This window comes from Thalassovita sp. (assembly GCF_963691685.1).
Lineage (GTDB): Bacteria > Pseudomonadota > Alphaproteobacteria > Rhodobacterales > Rhodobacteraceae > Thalassobius.
Genome location: NZ_OY829290.1, coordinates 3,395,619 through 3,416,353 on the forward strand (window position 1 = coordinate 3,395,619; position 20,735 = coordinate 3,416,353).

Consider the following 20,735-nt stretch of genomic DNA (forward strand, 5'->3'; position numbering starts at 1 on the left):
GCCTCATGTCACACGCAGATTTTTTGAACGCTCCCTTCCCGGAGCCGATCGACCTTCCCGATCTCGACCAAACCGGGGCCGCCCGGTTCTATAACCGCGAACTCAGCTGGCTGGGCTTTAACTGGCGCGTGCTGGAAGAGGCGGAAAACCCCAAGGTGCCGCTGTTGGAGCGGGTGCGGTTTCTCTCCATATCGGCCACCAACCTGGATGAGTTTTACACCGTCCGCGTCGCCGGCCTGCGTGAGCTGAAGCGCGAAGGTCACCAGACCCCGGCCGCCGATGGGCTGAGCCCGTCTGAGCAACTGGTGCTGATCAACGAAGACGCGCGCAATCTGATGATGAGCCAGCAGCGGATCTTTGATGATCTGCGCAACCAGCTGGCGGCAGAAAACATCCATATTCTGGACCGCACCGGGGTCGAGGATGCGGATATGGCCTATCTTGAGGATGTCTTCCTCAATCAGGTGTTTCCGGTCTTGTCACCGCTGGCGGTGGACCCGGCGCACCCTTTCCCCTTCATCCCCAACACCGGCTTTTCGCTGGCGCTGCAGCTGGAACGTCGCCCCGGCAAACGGCAATTGATCACCCTTCTGCCGATCCCGGCACAGATCAGCCGTTTTGTGCAACTGCCCGCCAGTGGCGGCACCCTGCGCTTCCTGCCGCTGGAAGAGATGCTGCTGCTGTTCACCGACAAGCTGTTCCCCGGCTATCACATGAAGGGCCATTGCACCTTCCGGGTGCTGCGTGACAGCGACCTCGAGGTCGAAGAAGAAGCCGAAGATCTGGTGCGCGAATTTGAGGTGGCGCTGAAACGCCGCCGCCGTGGCGAAGTGGTGCGGATGAAAATCTCCTCCGGGGCGCCAGAAATGCTGAAATCGGTGATCACCGAAGAACTGCACGTTGACGCGGATGAAATCGTCGAAGTGGACGGCATGATCGGCATCGCCGACGTGAAGGAGCTGGTCTCGGATGAGCGGCCCGATCTGCTGTGGCCCAGCTTCACCCCGCGGGTGCCGGAACGGGTGCAAGACTTTGACGGCGATATGTTTGCCGCGATCAAGCAGAAAGACATGCTGCTGCACCACCCCTATGAAACCTTCGACATGGTGGTGCGTTTCCTGAAGCAGGCCGCCGCTGACCCGAATGTGGTGGCGATCAAACAGACGCTTTACCGGACCTCCAAGAAATCCCCCATCGTCGAAGCCCTGTGCGAAGCAGCAGAGGATGGTAAATCCGTCACCGCATTGGTGGAGTTGAAAGCGCGGTTTGATGAGGCTGCCAACATCCGTCAGTCACGCCGGCTGGAACGGTCTGGCGCCCATGTGGTTTATGGGTTTGTCGATCTGAAAACCCACGCCAAAATCTCCACCGTGGTGCGCCGCGAAGGTGACCGGCTGGTCACCTACACCCATTACGGCACCGGCAACTATCACCCGATCACCGCCCGGATCTACACCGACCTCAGCCTGTTCACCTGCGATGACAAGCTGGGCCGCGACGCCACCAAAGTGTTCAACTACCTTTCCGGCTATGTCGAACCTGAAGGGCTGGAAAATCTGGCGATTTCCCCCATTGGCCTGAAACAGCGCCTGCTGGAAAGCTTTGAAAAAGAAGCCGAACATGCCCGCGCTGGCCGTCCGGCCGAGATTTGGGCCAAGATGAACTCGCTCATCGATCCTGAGATCATCGATGGCCTCTACAAGGCCAGCCAGGCGGGTGTGAAAATCAGCCTTGTGATCCGCGGCATCTGCGGGCTGCGCCCCGGCATCAAAGGCCTGAGCGAAAACATCCGGGTGAAATCGGTTGTCGGGCGGTTCCTTGAACATTCCCGCATCGCCTGTTTCGGCAATGGCCACGGCCTGCCCGCGAAAAAGGCCAAGGTCTATATGTCCTCAGCCGATTGGATGGGCCGCAACCTGAACCGCCGGGTGGAAACGCTGGTGGAAATCACCAACCCCACCGTAAAGGCCCAGATCGTCAGCCAGGTGATGGCGGCAAATCTGGCGGATGTGGCACAAAGCTGGGTCATGGCACCCGACGGGAAATTCACCCGTGCCGAGCGTGTTGAAGGCGGCTTCAACTTTAACTGCCACCGCTTCTTCATGGAAAATCCCTCGCTGTCGGGTCGCGGATCTGCAGGCGCAAAAGATGTACCGAAACTGACCCATACGGATGATTGACCCGGCCGCCGGGTCAAGGCATCAAGGTGTTGGTATAGAAGGAACATCGCCATGGACGATTCCACCGGCCATGTGGCTCAGCCTCTGCCTGATAAGGGCGACACCACAGATGATTGGGGTCCTTTTGGGCGGCCTTTGTTCAACGATCCGGCTTCGCGCGCGCTCAGCCGGGTTGGGGTGATTGATGTCGGCTCAAACTCGGTCCGGATGGTGGTGTTTGACGGCGCGGCACGTTCACCCGCCTATTTCTTCAACGAAAAAATCATGTGTGCGCTTGGGGCAGGACTGGCCGAAACCGGCAAGCTGAACCCGGAAGGCCGCGCACGGGCGCTTTCGGCCATGCGGCGGTTTCAGAAACTGGCCGTGGGCATGGATGCCCCGACCATGACGGCGGTGGCCACTGCGGCGGTGCGCGATGCAACGGACGGCCCGGATTTTGTGGCCGAGGTTGAGCGTGAAACCGGCATCAAGGTCCATGTCATCGATGGCCAGGAAGAGGCGCGGCTCTCCGCTCAGGGGGTTCTCCTGGGCTGGCCGGGGGCCTACGGGCTGATCTGTGACATCGGTGGCTCCTCGCTGGAACTGGCCGAGATCAACGATGGTCAGGTTGGCAAGCGCGTCACCTCCTCGCTGGGGCCGCTGAAACTGCGCGACATCAAAGGCGGCAAAAAGGGCCGCAAAGCCCATATCGCCGCAGTCATGGAAGATCTGGCACAACAGATGGGCCCGCAGCCGAACCGCCTGTTTCTGGTCGGCGGATCCTGGCGGGCGATTGCCAAGATCGACATGGTGCGCAGGGGCTATCCGCTGCATGTGCTTCATGAATATCGGATGACGGCAAAATCGGTGCGCGACACCATCGCCTATGTCGAAGAACAGGGCATCGACACCCTGCGCAAAACCTGCGGCATCTCTGAGGCGCGGATGATCCTTGTCCCGATCGCCTGCGAGGTGCTGAAACGGCTGATCCGCACCTTCAAGCCGCATGACATCGCCATTTCCTCCTACGGGATCCGTGAGGGTCTGCTGTATGAACAGATGCCCGATCAGCTGCGCCAACGCGATCCATTGATCGAAGCGGCGCGGTTCTCCGAAGCCAAAGATGCCCGCCTGCCTGGCTTTGGCAAAACGCTTTATGACTTTGTCTCCCCGCTGTTCAAATCCGCCAAATGGGAACGCAAACGGCTGATCAAAGCCGCCTGTCTGCTGCATGATGTCAGCTGGCGCGCCCATCCCGATTACCGGGCGGAGGTCTGTTTTGACAATGTGACCCGCGCCAACCTTGGTGGCTTGCGCCATTCCGAACGGGTGTTTCTGGGGCTGGCGCTGATGAACCGCTACAAGAACAGCCGCTCAGACAGTCGCTTCCCCGGGATCTTCGACATTCTGGATGAAAAGGCCATCAAAGAGGCCGAGGTGCTGGGCAAAGCCATGCGTCTGGGCGCTATGCTGTGGCCGAAAGCGGATCAGAAAATCGGTGAATTCCGTCTGTTTCCAAAGAAAAAGCAGCTGGAGTTGATCCTCAGCCGAGATGCGGAACCGCTGTTTGGTGAAGTGGCGCAATCCAGGCTGAATTCGCTGGCGCGATCGCTGGATGTTGAGGTCACGGTCAAGATCAAAGGCTGATCAGATCCGCGATCACAGATCGATTGCGCCGTTTTCATTATTGGCTTCCCCCGCAGGGGGCTCAACCTCATCAGGTTGTTTGCGGCGCAGGATGATATCACCGTTCGGCAGCACCTCAGGGGCGTGATACATGGTGATGTCATCAACCTTGTCCAACAGCTCCATGAAGGCCGGGCCCATTTCATCCACCAAGGCCCGCAGCGCAGGTTCCATTTCGGCGGTGAGGTCGTTCAGCTCATCAATGGCGGGCTCCATCTCCTGAATGATGCCTTTGAGGAACAGCTTGGCCCCCTCCTCCATCAGGGAAAACCCTTCTTCCTCCGCCTCGGCCTCTTGCGCGGCAAGCGGGGTTGCAAAGGGCGCGACGAATGCAGCGCAGAACACGGGGAGGATCAGCAGATGTCTCATGGCGCCAGTATAGCGCGTCTGAGGGGCGGTTCCGAGGCTGGTGTATTCGCCTCACCGAATTCGCGCCTATTTTCGCTCATCCCGGTTGCGCGCATCCGGGCAGCGCAAACGGGCGGCGCTGCCGGGTCACGGCAGGTCGATGTCCAGCACCACCGGGAAATGGTCACTGGCGGTCAGCAGCGCCTCACGCAGTTCAGGGCGCCCGAAACAGGCCTGATCCTCAAACGGGTGCCAGATCCGCCACTCCGGCGACCGGCCCCGCAGATCAGGCGAAATCATGATGTAGTCCAGAAGGGCCTGCAGATACCGCTTTTCCTCGGCAATATAAAACCGTGAGGTGGTGGATTGCGCCCAGCGATTGCGCAGGGCCGCTGTGGCATGGGGATCGTAGAGCCGCATGGCCGGTGGCGTTTGCACCGCACCGCCCGCCGGGCTGGCCTGCTGACCCAGCACAATCTCAACCGAGGACCGTCCAAACAGATCTTCGTATTCATCCAGGCCGGGACCATCGTTCAGATCGCCCAGCACCATCAGTGGGGTACCCGCCGCCAGATGGGTTTCCACCCGTTGCCGCAGCCAGATGGCCTGCGCCAGCTGTTTGCGCCGATTGGCGATGGAGGCCCGCATCACCGCATCCCGCCCCCGCGCGCCATGGGGGGCCTTCGATTTCAGATGCGCCCCGATCATGCGGAACTGAAAACCAGCGGCGGTTTCCAGCGCCAACTCCAGCGGAGGTTTGGAAAACCGCACCAGATCCTCAGTCGCATCCACATCCAGATCAATGCGGAACACCCCATCAAACCGCGGCGCGCCCTGACTGCCCTTCTTGCCGGTTTCATCGCCCTGCGGGTCATGACGGGCCTGCAGCACATCCGGGTCATAAAGCAGTGCAATTTCCTGCTGGGTGTCATTGGCAAAGCCAATCACCGCCTTGCGCGCGCGCAGGCCAAACATCTCGGCAAACGCCTCCAGCGCCGGCACGGTCTGGCGGCGGGAGTTCTGATCCGGTGCCTCAATCACCATCACGGCATCGGCATCCATCGCGGTAAAGACAATGCCCAGGGCGGTCAGCTGCTGCGCCCGGGTAACATCACGCCGGGACGACCAGCCACCATCCTCCAGCAGGGTGCCCGCATCATCAAAGAGGCTGTTGAACCATTCAACGTTGTAGGTGGCGATCCGCATCAGGCGGCCTCTGGCCCCTTCAGTGCGGTGATTTCTTCCCAGGCGCGGTTGAGGTCAATCATCCGCTTTTCGGCCATGCGGATCATCTCCTGCGGGACGCCGCGCGCCATCATCGCATCGGGATGGGTATCGCGCACCAGACGTTTCCAGGCCTTGCGAATGTCAGACATCGGCGTTTCCGGCGCCACACCCAGCACAGTGTAGGGATCCGGCGCGGCATCCGGCACAAAACGGGCCCGCAGCGCGCGGAAGTCATGATCAGCAATGCCAAAGATATCGGCCACCTGATGCAGGAAGTCATCCTCCGCCGGGTGGTAGGTGCCATCCGCCATCGCAATGTGGAACAGCCCCTCCATCAGATCGCACAGGCAGGTGTCTGAACTGTCAAACATCCGCCGGATCTTCAGCGCGTAATCCTCAAAGCCAGCCACATCGCGCCGCGCTAGGTTAAAGACACGGGCGGCACCGGCCTCATCTTCCTGCGCGATCTGGAACACCTCACGCATCGCGGTGACCTCATCCCGGGTCACCAGACCATCCGCCTTGGCCATCTTGGCCGAGAGCGCGATCACCGCAATCGTGAACGCGACCGAGCGTTCCGGCGGCGTGCGCAGCCGGTCAAAGATCTCGCTCAGCGGCTCACCGCTGGTCAGGGCGCTCAGCGCCTCGCCTATGCGTTTCCAAATGGACATGGGGTCAGTCTATCCTGCCGGGCTGCGGCTGTCAGGGTGTAAGGTGGGTCTCAGGGTTCAGAATGTCTTGAGAAATATTGCAGATCCCACCGCCAAATAGCTGCGGTGGGTTTGGGGGGGCGGTATAAGTTGCGCGTTAGAAAGACCTAAAGCAGCTTCTGCATCAAGACCATATCGAGGAAACGGCCGAATTTATGCCCAACGCGCGGTAATCTGCCGACCTCGGCGTAGCCCATGCGGCTGTGAAAGGCCTGCGCGGCGGTGTTTTCCCCACTGACCGCCCCGATCAGGCAGCTGTGGCCAGCGGCGCGCGCGTGATCTTCCAGCGCGGTCATCAGCTGCCGCCCCAGCCCTTGGCCCTTGGCCGCCTCGCTGAGGTAGATCGTATGTTCCATCGCAAAACGGTAGCCCGGCCCGCCGCGAAACGGCCCGTAACAGGCCAGCCCAAGAAGCTGCACCCCGTCACTGGCCACCAGATAGCCCTGCCCCGCCGCCTGACGTGCGGCAATATCTTCGGCCACAGCCTCGGGGGTCTTTTCAATCGTGGTGAAGGTCACCGTGGTTTCAACGATGATCTTGTTCCAGATCGCCGCAATCGCCGCCGCATCTGCGGCCTTGGCTGGCCGGATCTCGGGGGTCACAGCCACCGCTCCTGGCCCTCAACCTCAAAACAGGCACGCATCGAAGGAGCTTCGCCGGTTTTCAGAACAACCCGCGGATCCTGCAGCAATGGCGCCAATTTCGCCGCCAGCGTCTCTGCGTCCGGATGGGTCAGCTCCAACCTTTTCAGGCGCGCGCCGCTTTGCGGCAGTTTGGCGGCCGGGTGATCCCCCTGCCACTGCATCAGCGCTGGACAGATCTCATCATAGGGAAGCTTGCCCTCCTGCGGCACCGCCATCTTCCAGCGCAGATCGCCCCGCGCCAGATCCACAACCCGTCCGGCCCCTTCGGGCATCTGGGCCAGCGCGGCCTCAATATCCTCAGACCGGCAGATCCAATTGTGCAGACAGGGCGCACCGGCAAAGCCATCCAGATCAAACCAACGGGCATCCGGGGGCGGGGGTGCCTCAGGGTCAATTGCAATGACTTCCATATAAAGCCCGTCTTCCAATCCGATCAGCAGGTTGTGGGTACCAAAGCGCGCATGCTGCCCTCCGGGGCCCATTTCAATCCCAAGACGCTGCGCCACAAAGGCGCGACCCTCATCAAGTGTGTTTGCCGCAACAGCAATATGGTCTAGAACCAGCATTAAACAGTTTTTCTCCCCAGTCGTTGGTATTGCACCAAGCAATATTCAACCCATCTCGGCAGGAAACTTGGATACAGAGTAAAGGAAACGCAATGCTGCTTCGCGCAATCGACAAATTTTTCAGGCATGAGGCCTCGGGTGGCATCCTCTTGATGCTCTCTGCGGTGGCCGCGCTGGTCGTCGCAAACTCGGCCCTGTCTGGAACCTATGAAAGCGTGCTGGGCAGCTATCTGGCGGTCACACTGGACGGCGAAGGGCTGAAGAAGCCGCTGATCCTGTGGATCAACGACGGTTTGATGGCGATCTTCTTCTTCCTCATCGGTCTTGAGCTGAAGCGCGAGATGATGGAAGGCAAACTGAAGAACCCCGCCGATGTGGTGCTGCCGGGCATGGCGGCTGTGGGCGGTATGATCGTACCGGCGCTGATCTTTGTCTTCTTCAACTGGGGGCTGCCTTCGATTTCCGGCTGGGCCATTCCCGCCGCAACCGACATTGCCTTTGCGCTGGGGATCCTGGCCCTGATGGGCACCCGGGCGCCCGCATCGCTGAAGGTGTTCCTGCTTACGCTGGCCATCCTTGATGACCTTGGCGCCATCGTGATCATCGCGCTGTTCTACACGGCGGAACTGAAGGTGGATTACCTCTATCTGGCACTGCTGCCGCTGGGCGGGCTGATCTGGCTGAACCTGAAAGGTGCGCACCGCGTGGCCCCGGCGCTGATGCTGGGTGTGGTGATGTGGTTCTTCGTGCTGAAATCAGGAGTCCACGCGACGCTGGCCGGTGTTGTCACCGCATTCTGCATCCCGCTGACCGACAAATGGGGCAAGAGCCCGCTGCATTCGCTGGAACACGGCCTGACGCCCTATGTGCTCTACCTGATCATCCCGATCTTTGCCTTTGCAAACGCCGGTGTGGTGCTGCAGGGCATGACCTTTGCCGATCTCTTTGCGCCGCTGCCACTGGGCATCGCCCTGGGTCTGATCGCGGGCAAGCAGCTGGGTGTCTTTGGCATCACCTATGTGATGGTCAAATCCGGCATGTCACGCATGCCGCATGGCGCCAACTGGATGCATATCTACGGCGTCGCCTGTCTGGCCGGCATCGGCTTTACCATGTCACTGTTCATCGGCTCGCTCAGCTTCTCGGATGCGGCGATGATGAACCAGGTGCGCCTTGGCGTGCTGTCAGGTTCAGCCATCTCGGCCCTGTTGGGCGCCGGTGCGCTGCTGCTGGCGGGACGCGAGAAAGAAGAGCCGCAGACCGAAGCGGCGTGATTTCTTCACACTGAAAGACTGCAAAAAGGCGCCCCTGTTTCGGGCGCCTTTTTTGTGGCTATCGCTGCGCCGCCTCCGGCGGGAGTATTTGGGGAACATTGAAAGGGGGCGTTGCGCTTACGAGCCCGCGCCGCGCTTTTGACTTACGCGGCGACACCGTGACAACAGACGTCCGTCTGTCACCACAAAGCCCAGAGCGATCACCGCAAAGCCTACCCCCTCGGCCGCGCCGATCCGTTCTCCCAGGACCAGAGCGCCCAGCGCAATGGCAAAGGGCGGGATCAACAGGGTGACCAGCATCAGATTGGCCGCCCCGGCCCGACGCAGGATTGCAAAGTAGAGGGCATAGGCCAAAGACGTCGACAGGAGCGCCAGCCCGGCGAGCGCCCCAAAGGTACCCGCGGAAAGATCAAACCGGGGTGGGCCTTCGACCAGCAGCACCACAGGCAACATCAAGACAGCCGCGCCGATTAGCATGCCGGTGGCATTTACCAAAGGCGGATGGCCGCCCAGCAGACGTTTGCCCCAGACACTGGCCAGCGCATAAGACAGGGCCGCCCCCAGCACCGCCAGCTGCGCCAGATTGGCCGGATCAAAACCGCCCAACGCCTCTGGCCCCATGATGACCGCCACGCCCAAAAGGCCCAGCACAGCGCCTGCCAGTTTGTTTGGCGTCAAAGGCTCATCCGGCAGCAACAGCCCGGCCACCACCGCGCCGAACATTGCTGTGGTGCCGTTCAGGATTGAGGCCAGCCCGGCCTCAATCTGCTGTTGCCCCCAGAAGATCAGCGAAAATGGGATCGCGTTGTTCAACAGCCCCATTCCCAAGGCGCCACCCCAGAAACGCGCGGACCGGGGCAGCGCCAGTCCCCCCAAGCGCAACGCCAGCAACAGCGCAGGCACCGCCCAGACCACCCGATGCAGGGTGATGGTCATTGGCGGCACCTCGCGCAGGGCAAGTTCGGCAAACAGGAAGGAGCCGCCCCAAACGGCAGCAAGGCACAGCAGCAACACAAAGCTCTGCGCGGTCATTGCGGTGGGTTGGGAGGTGGTCATAGAAGTGTTCATAGATGTGGTCTTCACGAAAAAAATCCCCGACAGGTGGTCTGCCGGGGATCTTAGAGTGTTCTTTGGAGCGCACGATCCGTTTCCTGCGCATTCATCTTGCCGCAAGTACTCTGGGTGAAGGCAGTCCGCCGCAGGAAGGGCGGAAAGAGCAAAGCCCTCCCTGCCCTGCCGTCGCCGGCACGCGATCACATCAGGCGCGGGCTTCGCGGATCAGCTTCAGGATGTCCTCCGCCGCCTCAGGAATATTGGTACCGGGGCCGAAGATTGCCTTCACACCGGCGTTTTGCAGGAACTCATAATCCTGCTGCGGGATCACCCCGCCGCAGATCACGATGATGTCTTCGGCGTCTTTGTCCTTCAGCGCCTCAATTAGCTGCGGTGCAAGTGTCTTGTGACCGGCGGCCTGGGACGAGATGCCAACCACATGCACATCGTTGTCCACTGCGTCCTGTGCGGCCTCAGCCGGGGTCTGGAACAGCGGGCCAACGTCCACGTCAAAACCGATGTCGGCAAAGGCAGTGGCGATCACTTTGGCGCCGCGGTCGTGGCCATCTTGGCCCATCTTGACCACCAACAGGCGCGGGCGACGGCCCTCTTCCTCGGCAAAGGCTTCGATGGATTTCTGAATGGCGGCGAAGCCTTCGTCGCCTTCATAGGCGGCACCGTAGACCCCGGCGAGGGTTTTGACCTCGGCGCGGTGACGGCCAAATTCTTTTTCCATGGCCATGCTGATTTCCCCTACTGTTGCACGGGCGCGGGCGGCTTCGACGGCCAGCGCCAGCAGGTTGCCCCCTTCGGAGGCCCCTTTGGTCAAAGCCTCCAGCGCAGCGCTGCACGCCGCCTCATCGCGGGTCTCACGGATCTGGTTCAGGCGGGCGATCTGGCTTTCGCGCACCGCCACGTTGTCCACATCCAGAATGTCGATCGGGTCTTCTTCGGACAGGCGGTATTTGTTCACGCCGACGATGACCTCTTCGCCACGGTCGATCATCGCCTGACGTTTCGCCGCCGATTCCTCAATCCGCAGTTTCGGCATGCCCGAGGCCACAGCCTTGGTCATGCCGCCCATTTCCTCAACCTCTTCGATCAAGGCCCAGGCCTTCTCGGCCAGCTCATTGGTCAGGCTTTCCACGTAGTAAGAGCCCGCCAGCGGGTCGACCACATTGGTCACGCCAGTTTCTTCCTGCAGGATAATCTGGGTGTTCCGGGCAATCCGCGCCGAGAACTCGGTCGGCAGGGCGATGGCTTCGTCCAGCGCGTTGGTGTGCAACGACTGGGTGCCGCCCAGAACCGCTGACATCGCCTCATAAGCAGTACGGATCACGTTGTTATAAGGATCCTGTTCCTGAAGGCTGACGCCGGAGGTCTGGCAGTGGGTGCGCAGCATCTTGGAGCGTTCGGACTGGGCGCCAAACTCGGTCATGATACGGTGCCACAGCATCCGCGCCGCGCGTAGTTTGGCGGCCTCCATGAAGAAGTTCATGCCGATGGCAAAGAAGAACGACAGGCGGCCGGCGAATTTATCCACGTCCATGCCTGCGTTGATCGCGGCGCGGACATATTCACGGCCATCGGCCAGCGTATAGGCCAGTTCCTGCACCAGGTTCGCGCCCGCTTCCTGCATGTGATAGCCGGAGATCGAGATCGAGTTGAACTTGGGCATCTCATTCGAGGTGTATTCGATGATGTCCGAGATGATCCGCATCGAGGGCTCAGGCGGGTAGATATAGGTGTTGCGCACCATGAACTCTTTCAGAATATCGTTCTGAATGGTGCCCGCCAACAGGCTCTTGTCATGGCCCTGCTCTTCACCGGCCACGATGAAGTTTGCCAGGATCGGGATCACCGCGCCGTTCATGGTCATCGAGACCGAAACCTTATCCAGCGGGATGCCGTCAAAGAGGATTTTCATATCCTCGACCGAGTCAATCGCCACACCGGCTTTGCCGACATCGCCCACGACTCGTTCATGGTCACTGTCATAGCCGCGGTGGGTGGCCAGATCGAAAGCGACCGAAACACCCTGCTGACCGGCCGCAAGGTTCTTGCGGTAAAAGGCGTTGGATTCTTCAGCGGTGGAGAAGCCGGCATATTGGCGGATGGTCCAGGGACGGCCGGCATACATCGTGGCCTTTACGCCACGGGTGAAGGGGCCAAAGCCTGGCAGTTCGCCCATATGCGGCAGACCTTCGGTGTCCTCGGCCGTATAGAGCGGCTGCACCTTGATGCCTTCCAGCGTGTCCCAGTTGAGATCGTCAAGCGGGCGGCCGCGCAGTTCTTTCTCGGCCAGTTTGCGCCAATCGTCTTTGCTGTTGGTCATGCTTTGGTCCTCTTCTTTGCGCCGGGAGGGGCGCCCTTTGTCCGGGAATGGGGTGGGATGGCCTGCGGCCCTGCCGACACACCAAGATTTGTGCATTTCACGGTCGCAATCGGGGCAAGGATGCCTATATCGTGATCGACAGGAGGCCTTGTTTTGATGCGACGAGTGTTTGGAATTCTTACGTTTTTGGCGCTGCCCGTGCTGGGCGGTACCTCATTGGCGGCGCAAGAGGCCACAGTGGCCGAAACTGCGCCTGCAGATGCAGCTGAGCCGGTAACGGTTGCCGCCCCTGCCCTGCCCATCGTGGACAGCGCAGATGTGACGCTGGATGACTTCCTCTGGGTCAAACGGCCCATTGTCGTCTTTGCCGATGCCGCCGCCGATCCACGATTTGTGGAACAGATGCGATTTCTGGAATCCGACATCGAAGAGCTGGTGCTGCGTGATGTGGTTGTGATGACCGACACCGACCGCAAAAGCGGTTCCGCCCTGCGCAAGAAGCTGCGCCCGCGCGGCTTCATGCTGGCGCTGATCGACAAGGACGGTGAAGTCAAACTGCGCAAACCTGCCCCCTGGACGGTGCGCGAAATCACCCGCTCCATCGACAAATGGCCGACACGGCAGCAGGAAATCCGGGAACAGCTGGGCAAGGAGTAGAGCATCACTCAGCCCCTCCTAGCTTGATCGAACTGTCCGAGGTGGCGTTGCGGGACAACGCAGCCTTGTTTGCCTCTGCGCGGCGGCGGCTCCAAGCGGTGCGCTTTTTGTTGAGCTGCGCAACACGGCCCAGCGCTGCCTTGGCCTCGCCCTCATCGCCGACAATACCCTTTGACACCAAGGTTTCCGCAAACCCCTGCATCTGTTCAGGTGAAAACCGGCCGATCACTGCGGAATGCAGGCTGAGACAGAAAGCATCCCTTTGTTTTGCGTCCGCCAAGCGTTCATCAATCTGATCGTCCGACATGGACAGGAACAGGCTGACCTGATTGACCAAACCGGGCGCAAAATCTTCCTCAATCGTGCCGCGCGCATCATAGCAGCAGGCGTTGAGGGCCATGAATTCTGTCGGGTGGTTCTTTTTCGGCAAAAACTGCAGTTGAACTGGCCCGCCTGTGCGCTCCATCGTTTGGACCGTTTCGCGCAGAAGGCTTGTTCTGACGCTGAAGGGCGTGATGAATTGGGTGAGGTTGGTGATGTCTGCCACGCTCAACTCTGAGCCGACCGCTTTGAGGGAGGCGCTCATCCATGGGGTCGAAAGGCCACCCAACTGCTCAAATCGTGCAAGCGGCCGCCCGTCATCATGCACAAAGTCCTGAGGCCCAATGGGCCGCAAGAACACGTTTTTTGCATCAAGGATAACCAGATAGGGGCTATCTGTCAGACCACCGGCTGCCAGCTTGAACGCCTGCTGCATCCGCCATCCGCTTAGCCCACGCCATCCCGCGTTGCGCCAAGACTGCAAGACCGATGGCAGGTACAATTTGAGCACATCCAGCGACCAGGCAGAGATGTGGCCCACAGCGGGTTTTGCAAAAAGGTCGTCCCCTGTTTTGATGACGACCTTATCCGCCAGAGGCCCATAAGCAGGGAGAATGTCGCGCAGTTTTCGGCTGACCTTTACGTCAGACGCATCATTCACAAGCACAAGGATCTGATCCACCAGCGATGGATCAAGAAACTTGGCAAGCGATCGCGCCTGAAGTTCGAGGAGCGGCACCTCGCCCCCAAACACGACCGTTGCAAATGACATTTTTGGCTGCACGAAAATTATCCCTGCAAGTTGGGTGGGCTCACTCGAACTCGATGATCACATCATCCACGGCCAGGCTGTCGCCTGCGGCCGCGTTGATCTTTTTGACCACGGCTTTCTTTTCGGCGCGCAGGATGTTTTCCATCTTCATCGCCTCTACGGTGCAGAGCGCCTGACCATCCTGCACTTCGTCGCCCACTTCCACATCGATCTTCACGATCAGACCCGGCATCGGGCAAAGCAGCATCTTCGAAGTGTCCGGCGGCAGTTTTTCCGGCATCAGCTTGGCCAGTTCGGCCTGACGCGCGGTGCGCACATGGACCTTCAGATCGGCGCCACGGCTGCGAATACGGAACCCACCCGAGATTTTGCCGACCTTCAGCACCAGGGTTTCGCCGCCCACGGTCAGTTCGGCCAGTTGATCACCCGGCGTCCAGTCCGAGGCCACGCGCAGGCTGCTGCCATCAGCAAACTTGACGGTGGAGCCTTCGTGATCCGCGTCGATTTCGACCTCAAACTCAACGCCTTGCAGGGTCACGACCCAATCGGTGCCGACGCGGCGTTCGTGGTTGTCCATCCGGCCCGAAACACGGGTGCGGCGGATTTCGGCGACACGGTGCATTGCGGCACAGGCGGCAGCGATGCGTTTCAGCGCCTCTTCCGGCAGGTCCACACCTTCGAAACCTTCGGGGTATTCTTCGGCGATGAAGGCGGTGGTCATGTCACCGCTGATGAATTTCGGATGGTCCATCACCGCGCTGACGAAGGGCAGGTTGTGGCCGATACCTTCCAACTCAAACCCGTCCAGCGCGTTGCGCATGGCCTCAATCGCCTCACCGCGGGTTGGCGCCCAGGTGCAAAGCTTGGCGATCATCGGGTCATAATACATCGAGATCTCACCACCCTCAAAGACGCCGGTGTCGTTGCGCACGGCAAAGCCTTCGCCAACGGTGGCATCATCGGCCCATTTGCCATTGTCCTGCATCGGACCTGCGGCAATTTCGGCCGGCGGACGGTAGCGGGTCAGGCGACCGATGGAGGGCAGGAAGTTGCGATAGGGATCTTCGGCGTAAACGCGGTTCTCAATGGCCCAGCCGTTGATCTGCACGTCGTCCTGCGTGATCGAGAGCGGCTCACCATTGGCGACGCGGATCATCTGTTCGACCAGATCCACACCGGTGATCAGCTCGGTCACAGGGTGTTCCACCTGCAGACGGGTGTTCATTTCCAGGAAGTAGAAGTTCTTGTCACCGTCGACGATGAATTCCACGGTACCGGCAGAGGCATAGCCCACGGCCTTGGCCAGCGCGACGGACTGTTCGCCCATGGCTTTCCGGGTGGCTTCATCGAGGAAGGGTGACGGGGCCTCTTCGACAACCTTCTGGTTCCGGCGCTGGATCGAGCATTCGCGTTCGTTCAGGTAGATGCCGTTGCCATGGGCATCGCAAAGCACCTGAATTTCGATGTGGCGCGGTTGGGTGACGAATTTCTCAATGAAGATACGGTCATCGCCAAAGCTGTTGGCCGCTTCGTTTTTGGACGACTGGAACCCTTCGCGGGCCTCTTCATCATTCCAAGCGATCCGCATGCCTTTGCCGCCACCACCTGCGGAGGCTTTGATCATCACCGGATAGCCAATTTCGTTAGAGATCTTCACCGCCTCATCGGCGTCCTCAATCAGACCCATGTAGCCGGGCACAGTGGACACGCCTGCCTCTTGAGCGATCTTTTTCGAGGTGATCTTGTCCCCCATCGCCTCAATCGCGCCTTTGGGCGGGCCGACAAAGGCAACGCCTTCGGCCTCCAGCGCCTCAGCGAATTTGGCGTTTTCCGACAGGAAGCCATAGCCGGGGTGCACCGCTTCGGCGCCCGACTGGCGGATCGCATCCATCACCTTGTCGATGACGATATAGGACTGGTTCGCAGGCGGCGGGCCGATGTGGATCGCCTCATCCGCCATTTTCACATGCAGCGCCTGTTTGTCTGCATCCGAATAGATCGCAACGGTCTTGATACCCATCTTGCGGGCAGTTTTCATGACGCGGCAGGCAATCTCGCCCCGGTTCGCGATCAGGATCTTATTGAACATTTCTCGTCCCTTCCAATTTGGCATCCGGGCGGAGGCTGCCCGGACACATGGCAACAAAAACCCCACCACGGCGCGCGGCCGGGGTGGGGTTCAATTCTTGATGGCGCGCGGGCACAGCCCGCACGGATGTCAGCGCCGCATCAGCAGCGTGACGGGTAAAGTTCGCAGTAAGCGACGTTGGCCGCAGCGCCAGCAACTGCGCCGGTGCCAAGGTTGCCATCGACAACGGCAGCTGTGGCAACGCCCGCGCCGGCGCCGTAAAGCGCCCGTTCCGCGACCGAGTCACCGCAAGCGCTGAGCGCAGTGGCGCCCAGGACGGCAAGGATCCAAACTTTCGCGGCTGGTGTTCTGTACTGCATGAATAGCCTCTCTTTCTTGTTGCTCTGAAAGAGAGAACATCGCCATCCGCCGCCAGTGCCAAGGGGCGCGCTGCCGGGGCGGCAAAATCGGCAAAGCTCTGCCGGTTCTGCGGGGCCACAAAGGCGCGGCTGCGGGCCGGAATGCGGGGGATGGCGGAAAAAACGGACGAAGGGCCAGGGGTGTGGCGCCTCCGTCCATAAAGGGAAGGGGTATGGCTTGGGACACAAGCTGTAGATACGCCCCCAGGCTTTGGGGCGCTGCCTACGAAGATCACGCTGCCCCAGAGCGCGCAGTCAGCCAAGCGCGCGGCACCTGCCGCGGCGCTTTGGGCCGCTTCCTGCTCAAATCTCTGGGGGCTGCGCAAGTTCATGCCGATTACTCTTCCTCAAAGGCCTCAGGGAAAGCCGCACGGGCTTTGGCCTCATCAATGACAAGGAGCGCCTCATAGCTTTCGGGATCAAAGGGATCTTCGGCGGCAAGCACCTCACGGCCAAACATCCAGCTCAAACGGCCTGCATCCAGATTGCCACGCTCAAACGGCTGTTCGCCAAAATGTTCCCACAGCGCCTTCATAAAGGCGGTGTCGGCACGCCGGTCTGGCGGGCGGCGGTCGCGGTAGCGTTCGCGCGCAATCAATGCGGTCGCCCCTTTGGGGTTCGCACGGCGGATGGTGAATTGGTAATCGGTGCTGGGCATACGGCCCGGAAACCCGCGATGTTTCAGCATGATTTGCTCCCTTTGATAAGGGCGCGCGGGCTGACCGGAACAGGCCGACCCGCGGCCTGTTCCTGTGTAAGAAGGCGATAGCCTACATTACTTGTATTTGCCGGTGTAGACGGGCTCAACCGAGATCGGCTCGGGCTCGACCACAACGTATTCTTCTTCTTGCTGTGCGCAGGCTGCCAGAGCAGCAACCAGACCCAGCGCCAGAACGGTTTTGAAACAGTTCGACATGTGATTCTCCTGTTCGAATGGAACAACCAATAAAGGGCTTTTGCCCCAACCTGCCCCCTTTGTGAGGTGCGAGCGACGCAATCGCCGCCTGATCCGATCATACAGGAAGCCCGGGTGCAAGCATACGCAGCCACCCGCAGCGCGGCGATCTGTGACGTCAAAGCCGCAACCTGTGCAGGAGTCACCACCGGTTTCGCAACATATAGTGGGAACATCAGAATGCCTCCCAGATGCAGCGGTCGTTTTCGATGCGAAACGCCTCGAAAAACTGAATGATTTCAGGCTGAATTTCGCCGAAACCTAGTTCTTTTGAAGACAGGGAGATCACCACCTGCGCCACAGCGCGGCCGCGATCCTGCAAATCCGGCAGGGCAACCTCATGGCAGAGGTGGGCAAAATCACCCTCAACCACGTCGTACCCAACACCCTCGGCCAGGGCTGGTGCTACAAAGCGGAAGCGTGCCCAATCCGATCCGTCGGGCTGTGCTTCGATCCGTTTGTCCATCAAGGCAAGGGTCAGCCCGGAGGGCACAGCGGCGAGAGCCTCCTCTTGCCCTGCCGCCGTGGCCGCGCCGATCCAACAAAGGATGCCCCCAAGCGCGGCGGTATGTCTGATCCCCCTAAACATGGCGCTGCCCCTCTCGGGTGCGGGCCGCATGGGCGATCCAACGCTGACGCAGCGCTGGGGTGTTCAAAATCTCAGCCACCTGATCCGACAGATCCGACGGGATCGCCCCATCAACCTGTCCGCCAGCGGTGACCTGCAACCGGTTGCCATCGCGATGGATCCGCACCACCGGTGCATATCCCTTGAGCCGCTGCAGCCTGCGCCAAATGTCCTGACGAATTTGTTGTGCAAGCAGCAAGCGGTTGCAAGCAGGAAAATCAGCCGTCGCCGCAAAATCCATACGCACAGGTACGCGCCGCGCTAAAACCAGCGCGTCACCTTCGGTCAGGATATGCCAATTGCGGCGGGTCATAGGGTTTGCTCCTCAGCAGCGGCAACGCAACGCGCATTGGAGAAAAGGAACGTGGCGCTCTTGCCCCATGCGACACTGAAGATGCTGCTGCCCTTCTGCTTTCTTGCAGCAACCTGCACCTCAACAATCGGCAGAGCCGCCAATGCGTCGTCTTGCGCGCCAATCTTTTCAATGACCTCCCAGATGCGCTCATCGGACATGGCAAGCTGACAGGCCTGAAAATATGGAAAGCCTTCTTGGTCAGGTGAGCCCTCACCGGTGAAGAGGAAGGTCAACTGCAGCTGGCTGCCCTCACCTTGCGGCTTCAGATAGGCCTTTCTGACGACCCATCCTTCCAGCGCCCCCGGATAGTGTGGCGAGTAAAAGTCACGGTTTGATGTCTCGCTCAGCTGACAGGCACCGTCCTGCACCACCACAGAGGCGTATGAGTCAAAGATGGCATGCGCCCAATCGACATCGCCGCCAACCGTCTGCGCGTTGAGATCCAACCGGTAAACTGCGTCACGCCCGGTCACGCTATCAGGTTTGCCCGGCAAACCGGTCAAAACCGCACCGCACATGCTCTTGAGCAGCTCTGTCTCTGTGACCCTCTGCATGGGCCCCCGGTAGGGTACAAAAAAGGCCTGCACGCGCCATTGATCGCCGACCTGCGTCCACTGCAGATCTTTGACCTTCCAGGTTCCACCAACGGCAGAGAGTTTGGGGCTATTGTCCAGTTTCGATGGCTCGCTCAGGCCCTCGGCGGGCCACATCACCATCAGGAACAGCATGCAACACACCGCCAGCACCGCCACGAACACGCCATTGCGCAGCATCTTTTCACGATGCCGCGCACGCATCGCGTCGCTGTTCAGATCTGGTGGGGTGAAGAACACTTAGGTCTTGCTCCGGGCGTCAGGATGGACGGGACGGACCAAATGGTCCGCCCATTGGTTTTTCCGCAGGGCTTACAGCGGAATGTTGTCGTGCTTTTTCCACGGGTTCTTCAGCTGCTTGTTGCGCAGGCTGGCAAACGCGCGGGAGACACGGCGACGGGTCGATTTCGGCTGGATCACCTCATCAATGAAGCCCCGTTCGGCTGCCACGAAGGGGTTGGCGAAACGGTCTTCGTAGTCTTTGGTGTGGGCTGCGATCTTTTCGGCATCGCCCAGATCGGCGCGATGGATGATCTCGGTCGCGCCTTTGGCACCCATCACAGCGATTTCCGCGGTTGGCCAGGCGTAGTTGAAATCACCGCGCAGGTGTTTCGACGCCATCACGTCATAAGCGCCACCATAGGCCTTACGGGTGATCACAGTCACTTTCGGCACCGTGGCTTCGCCATAGGCAAACAGCAGTTTCGCGCCGTGTTTGATCACGCCGCCATATTCCTGGCTGGTCCCCGGCAGGAAGCCCGGCACGTCCACCAGTGTCAGGATCGGAATTTCGAAACAGTCGCAGAAACGCACGAAACGCGCCGCCTTGCGGCTGGCATCAATGTCCAGACAGCCCGCCAGAACCATCGGCTGGTTGGCCACAACACCCACGGTCTGGCCTTCCAGACGGATGAAGCCGGTGATGATGTTTTTGGCGTAGTCTTCCTGAATTTCGTAGAAGTCGCCCTCATCCCCGATCTTATGAATGAGCTCTTTCATGTCATAAGGCGTGTTGGGGTTTTCCGGCACCAGCGTGTCGAGCGAGGCTTCGATACGGCCCGGCTCATCAAAGAAGGGGCGCACGGGCGGCTTTTCACGGTTGTTGAGCGGCAGGAAGTCAACCAGGCGGCGCACCTCGGCCATCGCTTCAACGTCATTTTCAAAGGCGCCATCAGCGACCGAGGACTTCTTGGTGTGGGTGGAGGCACCGCCCAGCTCTTCGGCGGTCACAACCTCATTGGTCACGGTTTTCACCACGTCCGGGCCGGTCACAAACATGTAGGAGGTGTCTTTGACCATGAAGATAAAGTCGGTCATCGCGGGCGAATAGACCGCGCCACCGGCACATGGGCCCATGATCACCGAAATCTGCGGCACCACGCCCGAGGCCATGATGTTGCGCTGGAACACTTCGGCGTATCCCGCCAGCGAGTCGACGCCTTCCTGAATACGCGCCCCGCCCGAGTCGTTCAGGCCAATGATCGGCGCGCCGTTCTGCATCGCCATTTCCTGGATCTTGCAGATTTTCTGGGCGTGGGTTTCCGACAGCGATCCGCCGAAAACGGTGAAGTCCTGGGAGAAGACATAGACCATACGGCCGTTGATCGTGCCCCAGCCGGTGATCACACCGTCGCCTGCGGGCTTGTCCTTTTCCATGCCGAATTCGGTGCAGCGATGGGTTTTGAACATGTCGAACTCTTCAAAGCTGTCTTCGTCCAGAAGCAGCTCAATACGTTCGCGTGCGGTCAACTTGCCCTTTTTATGCTGGCTGTCGATGCGGCGCTGGCCACCGCCCAGACGGGCTGCGGCGCGGCGGTCTTCCAATTGCTGGAGAATATCTTTCATGACGGACCTCTTCATGGTTTGCTCAAGGGTATAGGGGGGCTGAGGCGCGACTCAAAGAGGAATCCGGCAAATTTGCAAACACTTGGCAGAACAGTGAATGCTAAATGCAAATTTGCAAAT

Annotated in this window: 20 protein-coding genes; 4 read left to right on the forward strand and 16 right to left on the reverse strand. The window is 60.2% G+C overall.

Features of this window, described 5'->3' with window-relative positions:
* The first annotated feature begins 5 nt into the window (after positions 1-5).
* Together ACORLH_RS16265 and ACORLH_RS16270 are read left to right on the forward strand one after the other, a co-directional pair.
* Entirely contained in the window at positions 6-2,180 is a 2,175-nt protein-coding gene (locus tag ACORLH_RS16265) for an RNA degradosome polyphosphate kinase (RefSeq protein WP_321829384.1), read from the forward strand.
* Between the two features lie 51 nt (positions 2,181-2,231).
* Complete coding sequence (locus ACORLH_RS16270) at positions 2,232-3,806, forward strand: Ppx/GppA family phosphatase (protein WP_321829385.1); 1,575 nt, start codon at positions 2,232-2,234, stop codon at positions 3,804-3,806.
* Between the two features lie 12 nt (positions 3,807-3,818).
* Here the strand turns inward: ACORLH_RS16270 and ACORLH_RS16275 are convergent, their stop codons facing one another.
* From ACORLH_RS16275 to ACORLH_RS16295, 5 genes are all read right to left on the reverse strand, one after another.
* Positions 3,819-4,214, reverse strand: a complete 396-nt coding sequence (locus ACORLH_RS16275; protein ID WP_321829386.1) for a hypothetical protein — start codon at positions 4,212-4,214, stop codon at positions 3,819-3,821.
* Positions 4,215-4,340: 126 nt separating this feature from the next.
* Positions 4,341-5,399, reverse strand: coding sequence for an endonuclease/exonuclease/phosphatase family protein (locus tag ACORLH_RS16280; RefSeq protein ID WP_321829387.1), 1,059 nt, complete (start codon positions 5,397-5,399; stop codon positions 4,341-4,343).
* Positions 5,399-6,091: a molecular chaperone DjiA gene (locus ACORLH_RS16285; RefSeq protein WP_058244825.1), complete on the reverse strand. Its 693-nt coding sequence runs from the start codon at positions 6,089-6,091 to the stop codon at positions 5,399-5,401. Before ACORLH_RS16285 ends, ACORLH_RS16280 begins: the two co-directional genes overlap by 1 nt.
* Before the next feature lie 146 nt (positions 6,092-6,237).
* Positions 6,238-6,732 (reverse strand): N-acetyltransferase family protein, encoded by a 495-nt coding sequence (locus ACORLH_RS16290; RefSeq protein ID WP_321829388.1) that lies wholly within the window; start codon positions 6,730-6,732, stop codon positions 6,238-6,240.
* The gene (locus ACORLH_RS16295; RefSeq protein ID WP_321829389.1) at positions 6,729-7,340 is read right to left on the reverse strand and encodes a VOC family protein; all 612 of its coding nucleotides are present in this window, start codon (positions 7,338-7,340) and stop codon (positions 6,729-6,731) included. The genes ACORLH_RS16290 and ACORLH_RS16295 overlap by 4 nt, the downstream gene beginning before the upstream one ends.
* Positions 7,341-7,432: 92 nt before the next feature.
* Between ACORLH_RS16295 and nhaA the strand changes: the two genes are divergently transcribed.
* Entirely contained in the window at positions 7,433-8,614 is a 1,182-nt protein-coding gene (nhaA, locus tag ACORLH_RS16300; protein ID WP_321829390.1) for a Na+/H+ antiporter NhaA, read from the forward strand.
* Between the two features lie 117 nt (positions 8,615-8,731).
* On the opposite strand, the gene ACORLH_RS16305 is transcribed toward nhaA, so the two are convergent.
* Together ACORLH_RS16305 and scpA are read right to left on the reverse strand one after the other, a co-directional pair.
* A complete protein-coding gene (locus ACORLH_RS16305) occupies positions 8,732-9,670 on the reverse strand; it encodes a DMT family transporter (RefSeq protein WP_321829391.1) in 939 nt (312 codons plus the stop codon).
* A 202-nt stretch (positions 9,671-9,872) separates the two neighbouring features.
* Positions 9,873-12,002, reverse strand: a complete 2,130-nt coding sequence (gene scpA, locus ACORLH_RS16310) for a methylmalonyl-CoA mutase (protein ID WP_321829392.1) — start codon at positions 12,000-12,002, stop codon at positions 9,873-9,875.
* Positions 12,003-12,158: 156 nt separating this feature from the next.
* On the opposite strand from scpA, the gene ACORLH_RS16315 reads away from it, so the two are divergent.
* The gene (locus ACORLH_RS16315) at positions 12,159-12,659 is read left to right on the forward strand and encodes a DUF4174 domain-containing protein (RefSeq protein WP_321829393.1); all 501 of its coding nucleotides are present in this window, start codon (positions 12,159-12,161) and stop codon (positions 12,657-12,659) included.
* Positions 12,660-12,663: 4 nt separating this feature from the next.
* Here ACORLH_RS16315 and ACORLH_RS16320 read toward each other — a convergent pair whose 3' ends face one another.
* From ACORLH_RS16320 to ACORLH_RS16360, 9 genes are all read right to left on the reverse strand, one after another.
* Positions 12,664-13,752 carry a DUF6492 family protein gene (locus tag ACORLH_RS16320; protein WP_321829394.1) on the reverse strand — a complete coding sequence of 363 codons (1,089 nt, stop codon included), beginning with the start codon at positions 13,750-13,752 and terminating at the stop codon, positions 12,664-12,666.
* 40 nt (positions 13,753-13,792) lie between these two features.
* Positions 13,793-15,841: an acetyl/propionyl/methylcrotonyl-CoA carboxylase subunit alpha gene (locus tag ACORLH_RS16325; RefSeq protein WP_321829395.1), complete on the reverse strand. Its 2,049-nt coding sequence runs from the start codon at positions 15,839-15,841 to the stop codon at positions 13,793-13,795.
* Positions 15,842-15,981: 140 nt separating this feature from the next.
* On the reverse strand, positions 15,982-16,200 hold the full coding sequence (locus tag ACORLH_RS16330) for a hypothetical protein (protein ID WP_058244832.1): 219 nt from the start codon (positions 16,198-16,200) through the stop codon (positions 15,982-15,984).
* Between the two features lie 376 nt (positions 16,201-16,576).
* Positions 16,577-16,927, reverse strand: coding sequence for a hypothetical protein (locus tag ACORLH_RS16335; protein WP_321829396.1), 351 nt, complete (start codon positions 16,925-16,927; stop codon positions 16,577-16,579).
* Positions 16,928-17,014: 87 nt separating this feature from the next.
* Positions 17,015-17,155 (reverse strand): hypothetical protein, encoded by a 141-nt coding sequence (locus ACORLH_RS16340; protein WP_165590053.1) that lies wholly within the window; start codon positions 17,153-17,155, stop codon positions 17,015-17,017.
* Positions 17,156-17,369: 214 nt separating this feature from the next.
* On the reverse strand, positions 17,370-17,783 hold the full coding sequence (locus ACORLH_RS16345; RefSeq protein ID WP_321829397.1) for a DUF6497 family protein: 414 nt from the start codon (positions 17,781-17,783) through the stop codon (positions 17,370-17,372).
* A complete protein-coding gene (locus tag ACORLH_RS16350) occupies positions 17,776-18,135 on the reverse strand; it encodes a hypothetical protein (RefSeq protein ID WP_321829398.1) in 360 nt (119 codons plus the stop codon). The genes ACORLH_RS16345 and ACORLH_RS16350 overlap by 8 nt, the downstream gene beginning before the upstream one ends.
* A complete protein-coding gene (locus ACORLH_RS16355; RefSeq protein ID WP_321829399.1) occupies positions 18,132-18,950 on the reverse strand; it encodes a hypothetical protein in 819 nt (272 codons plus the stop codon). Before ACORLH_RS16355 ends, ACORLH_RS16350 begins: the two co-directional genes overlap by 4 nt.
* A gap of 132 nt (positions 18,951-19,082) precedes the next feature.
* Positions 19,083-20,615 carry an acyl-CoA carboxylase subunit beta gene (locus tag ACORLH_RS16360; protein WP_321829400.1) on the reverse strand — a complete coding sequence of 511 codons (1,533 nt, stop codon included), beginning with the start codon at positions 20,613-20,615 and terminating at the stop codon, positions 19,083-19,085.
* Positions 20,616-20,735 lie beyond the last annotated feature (120 nt).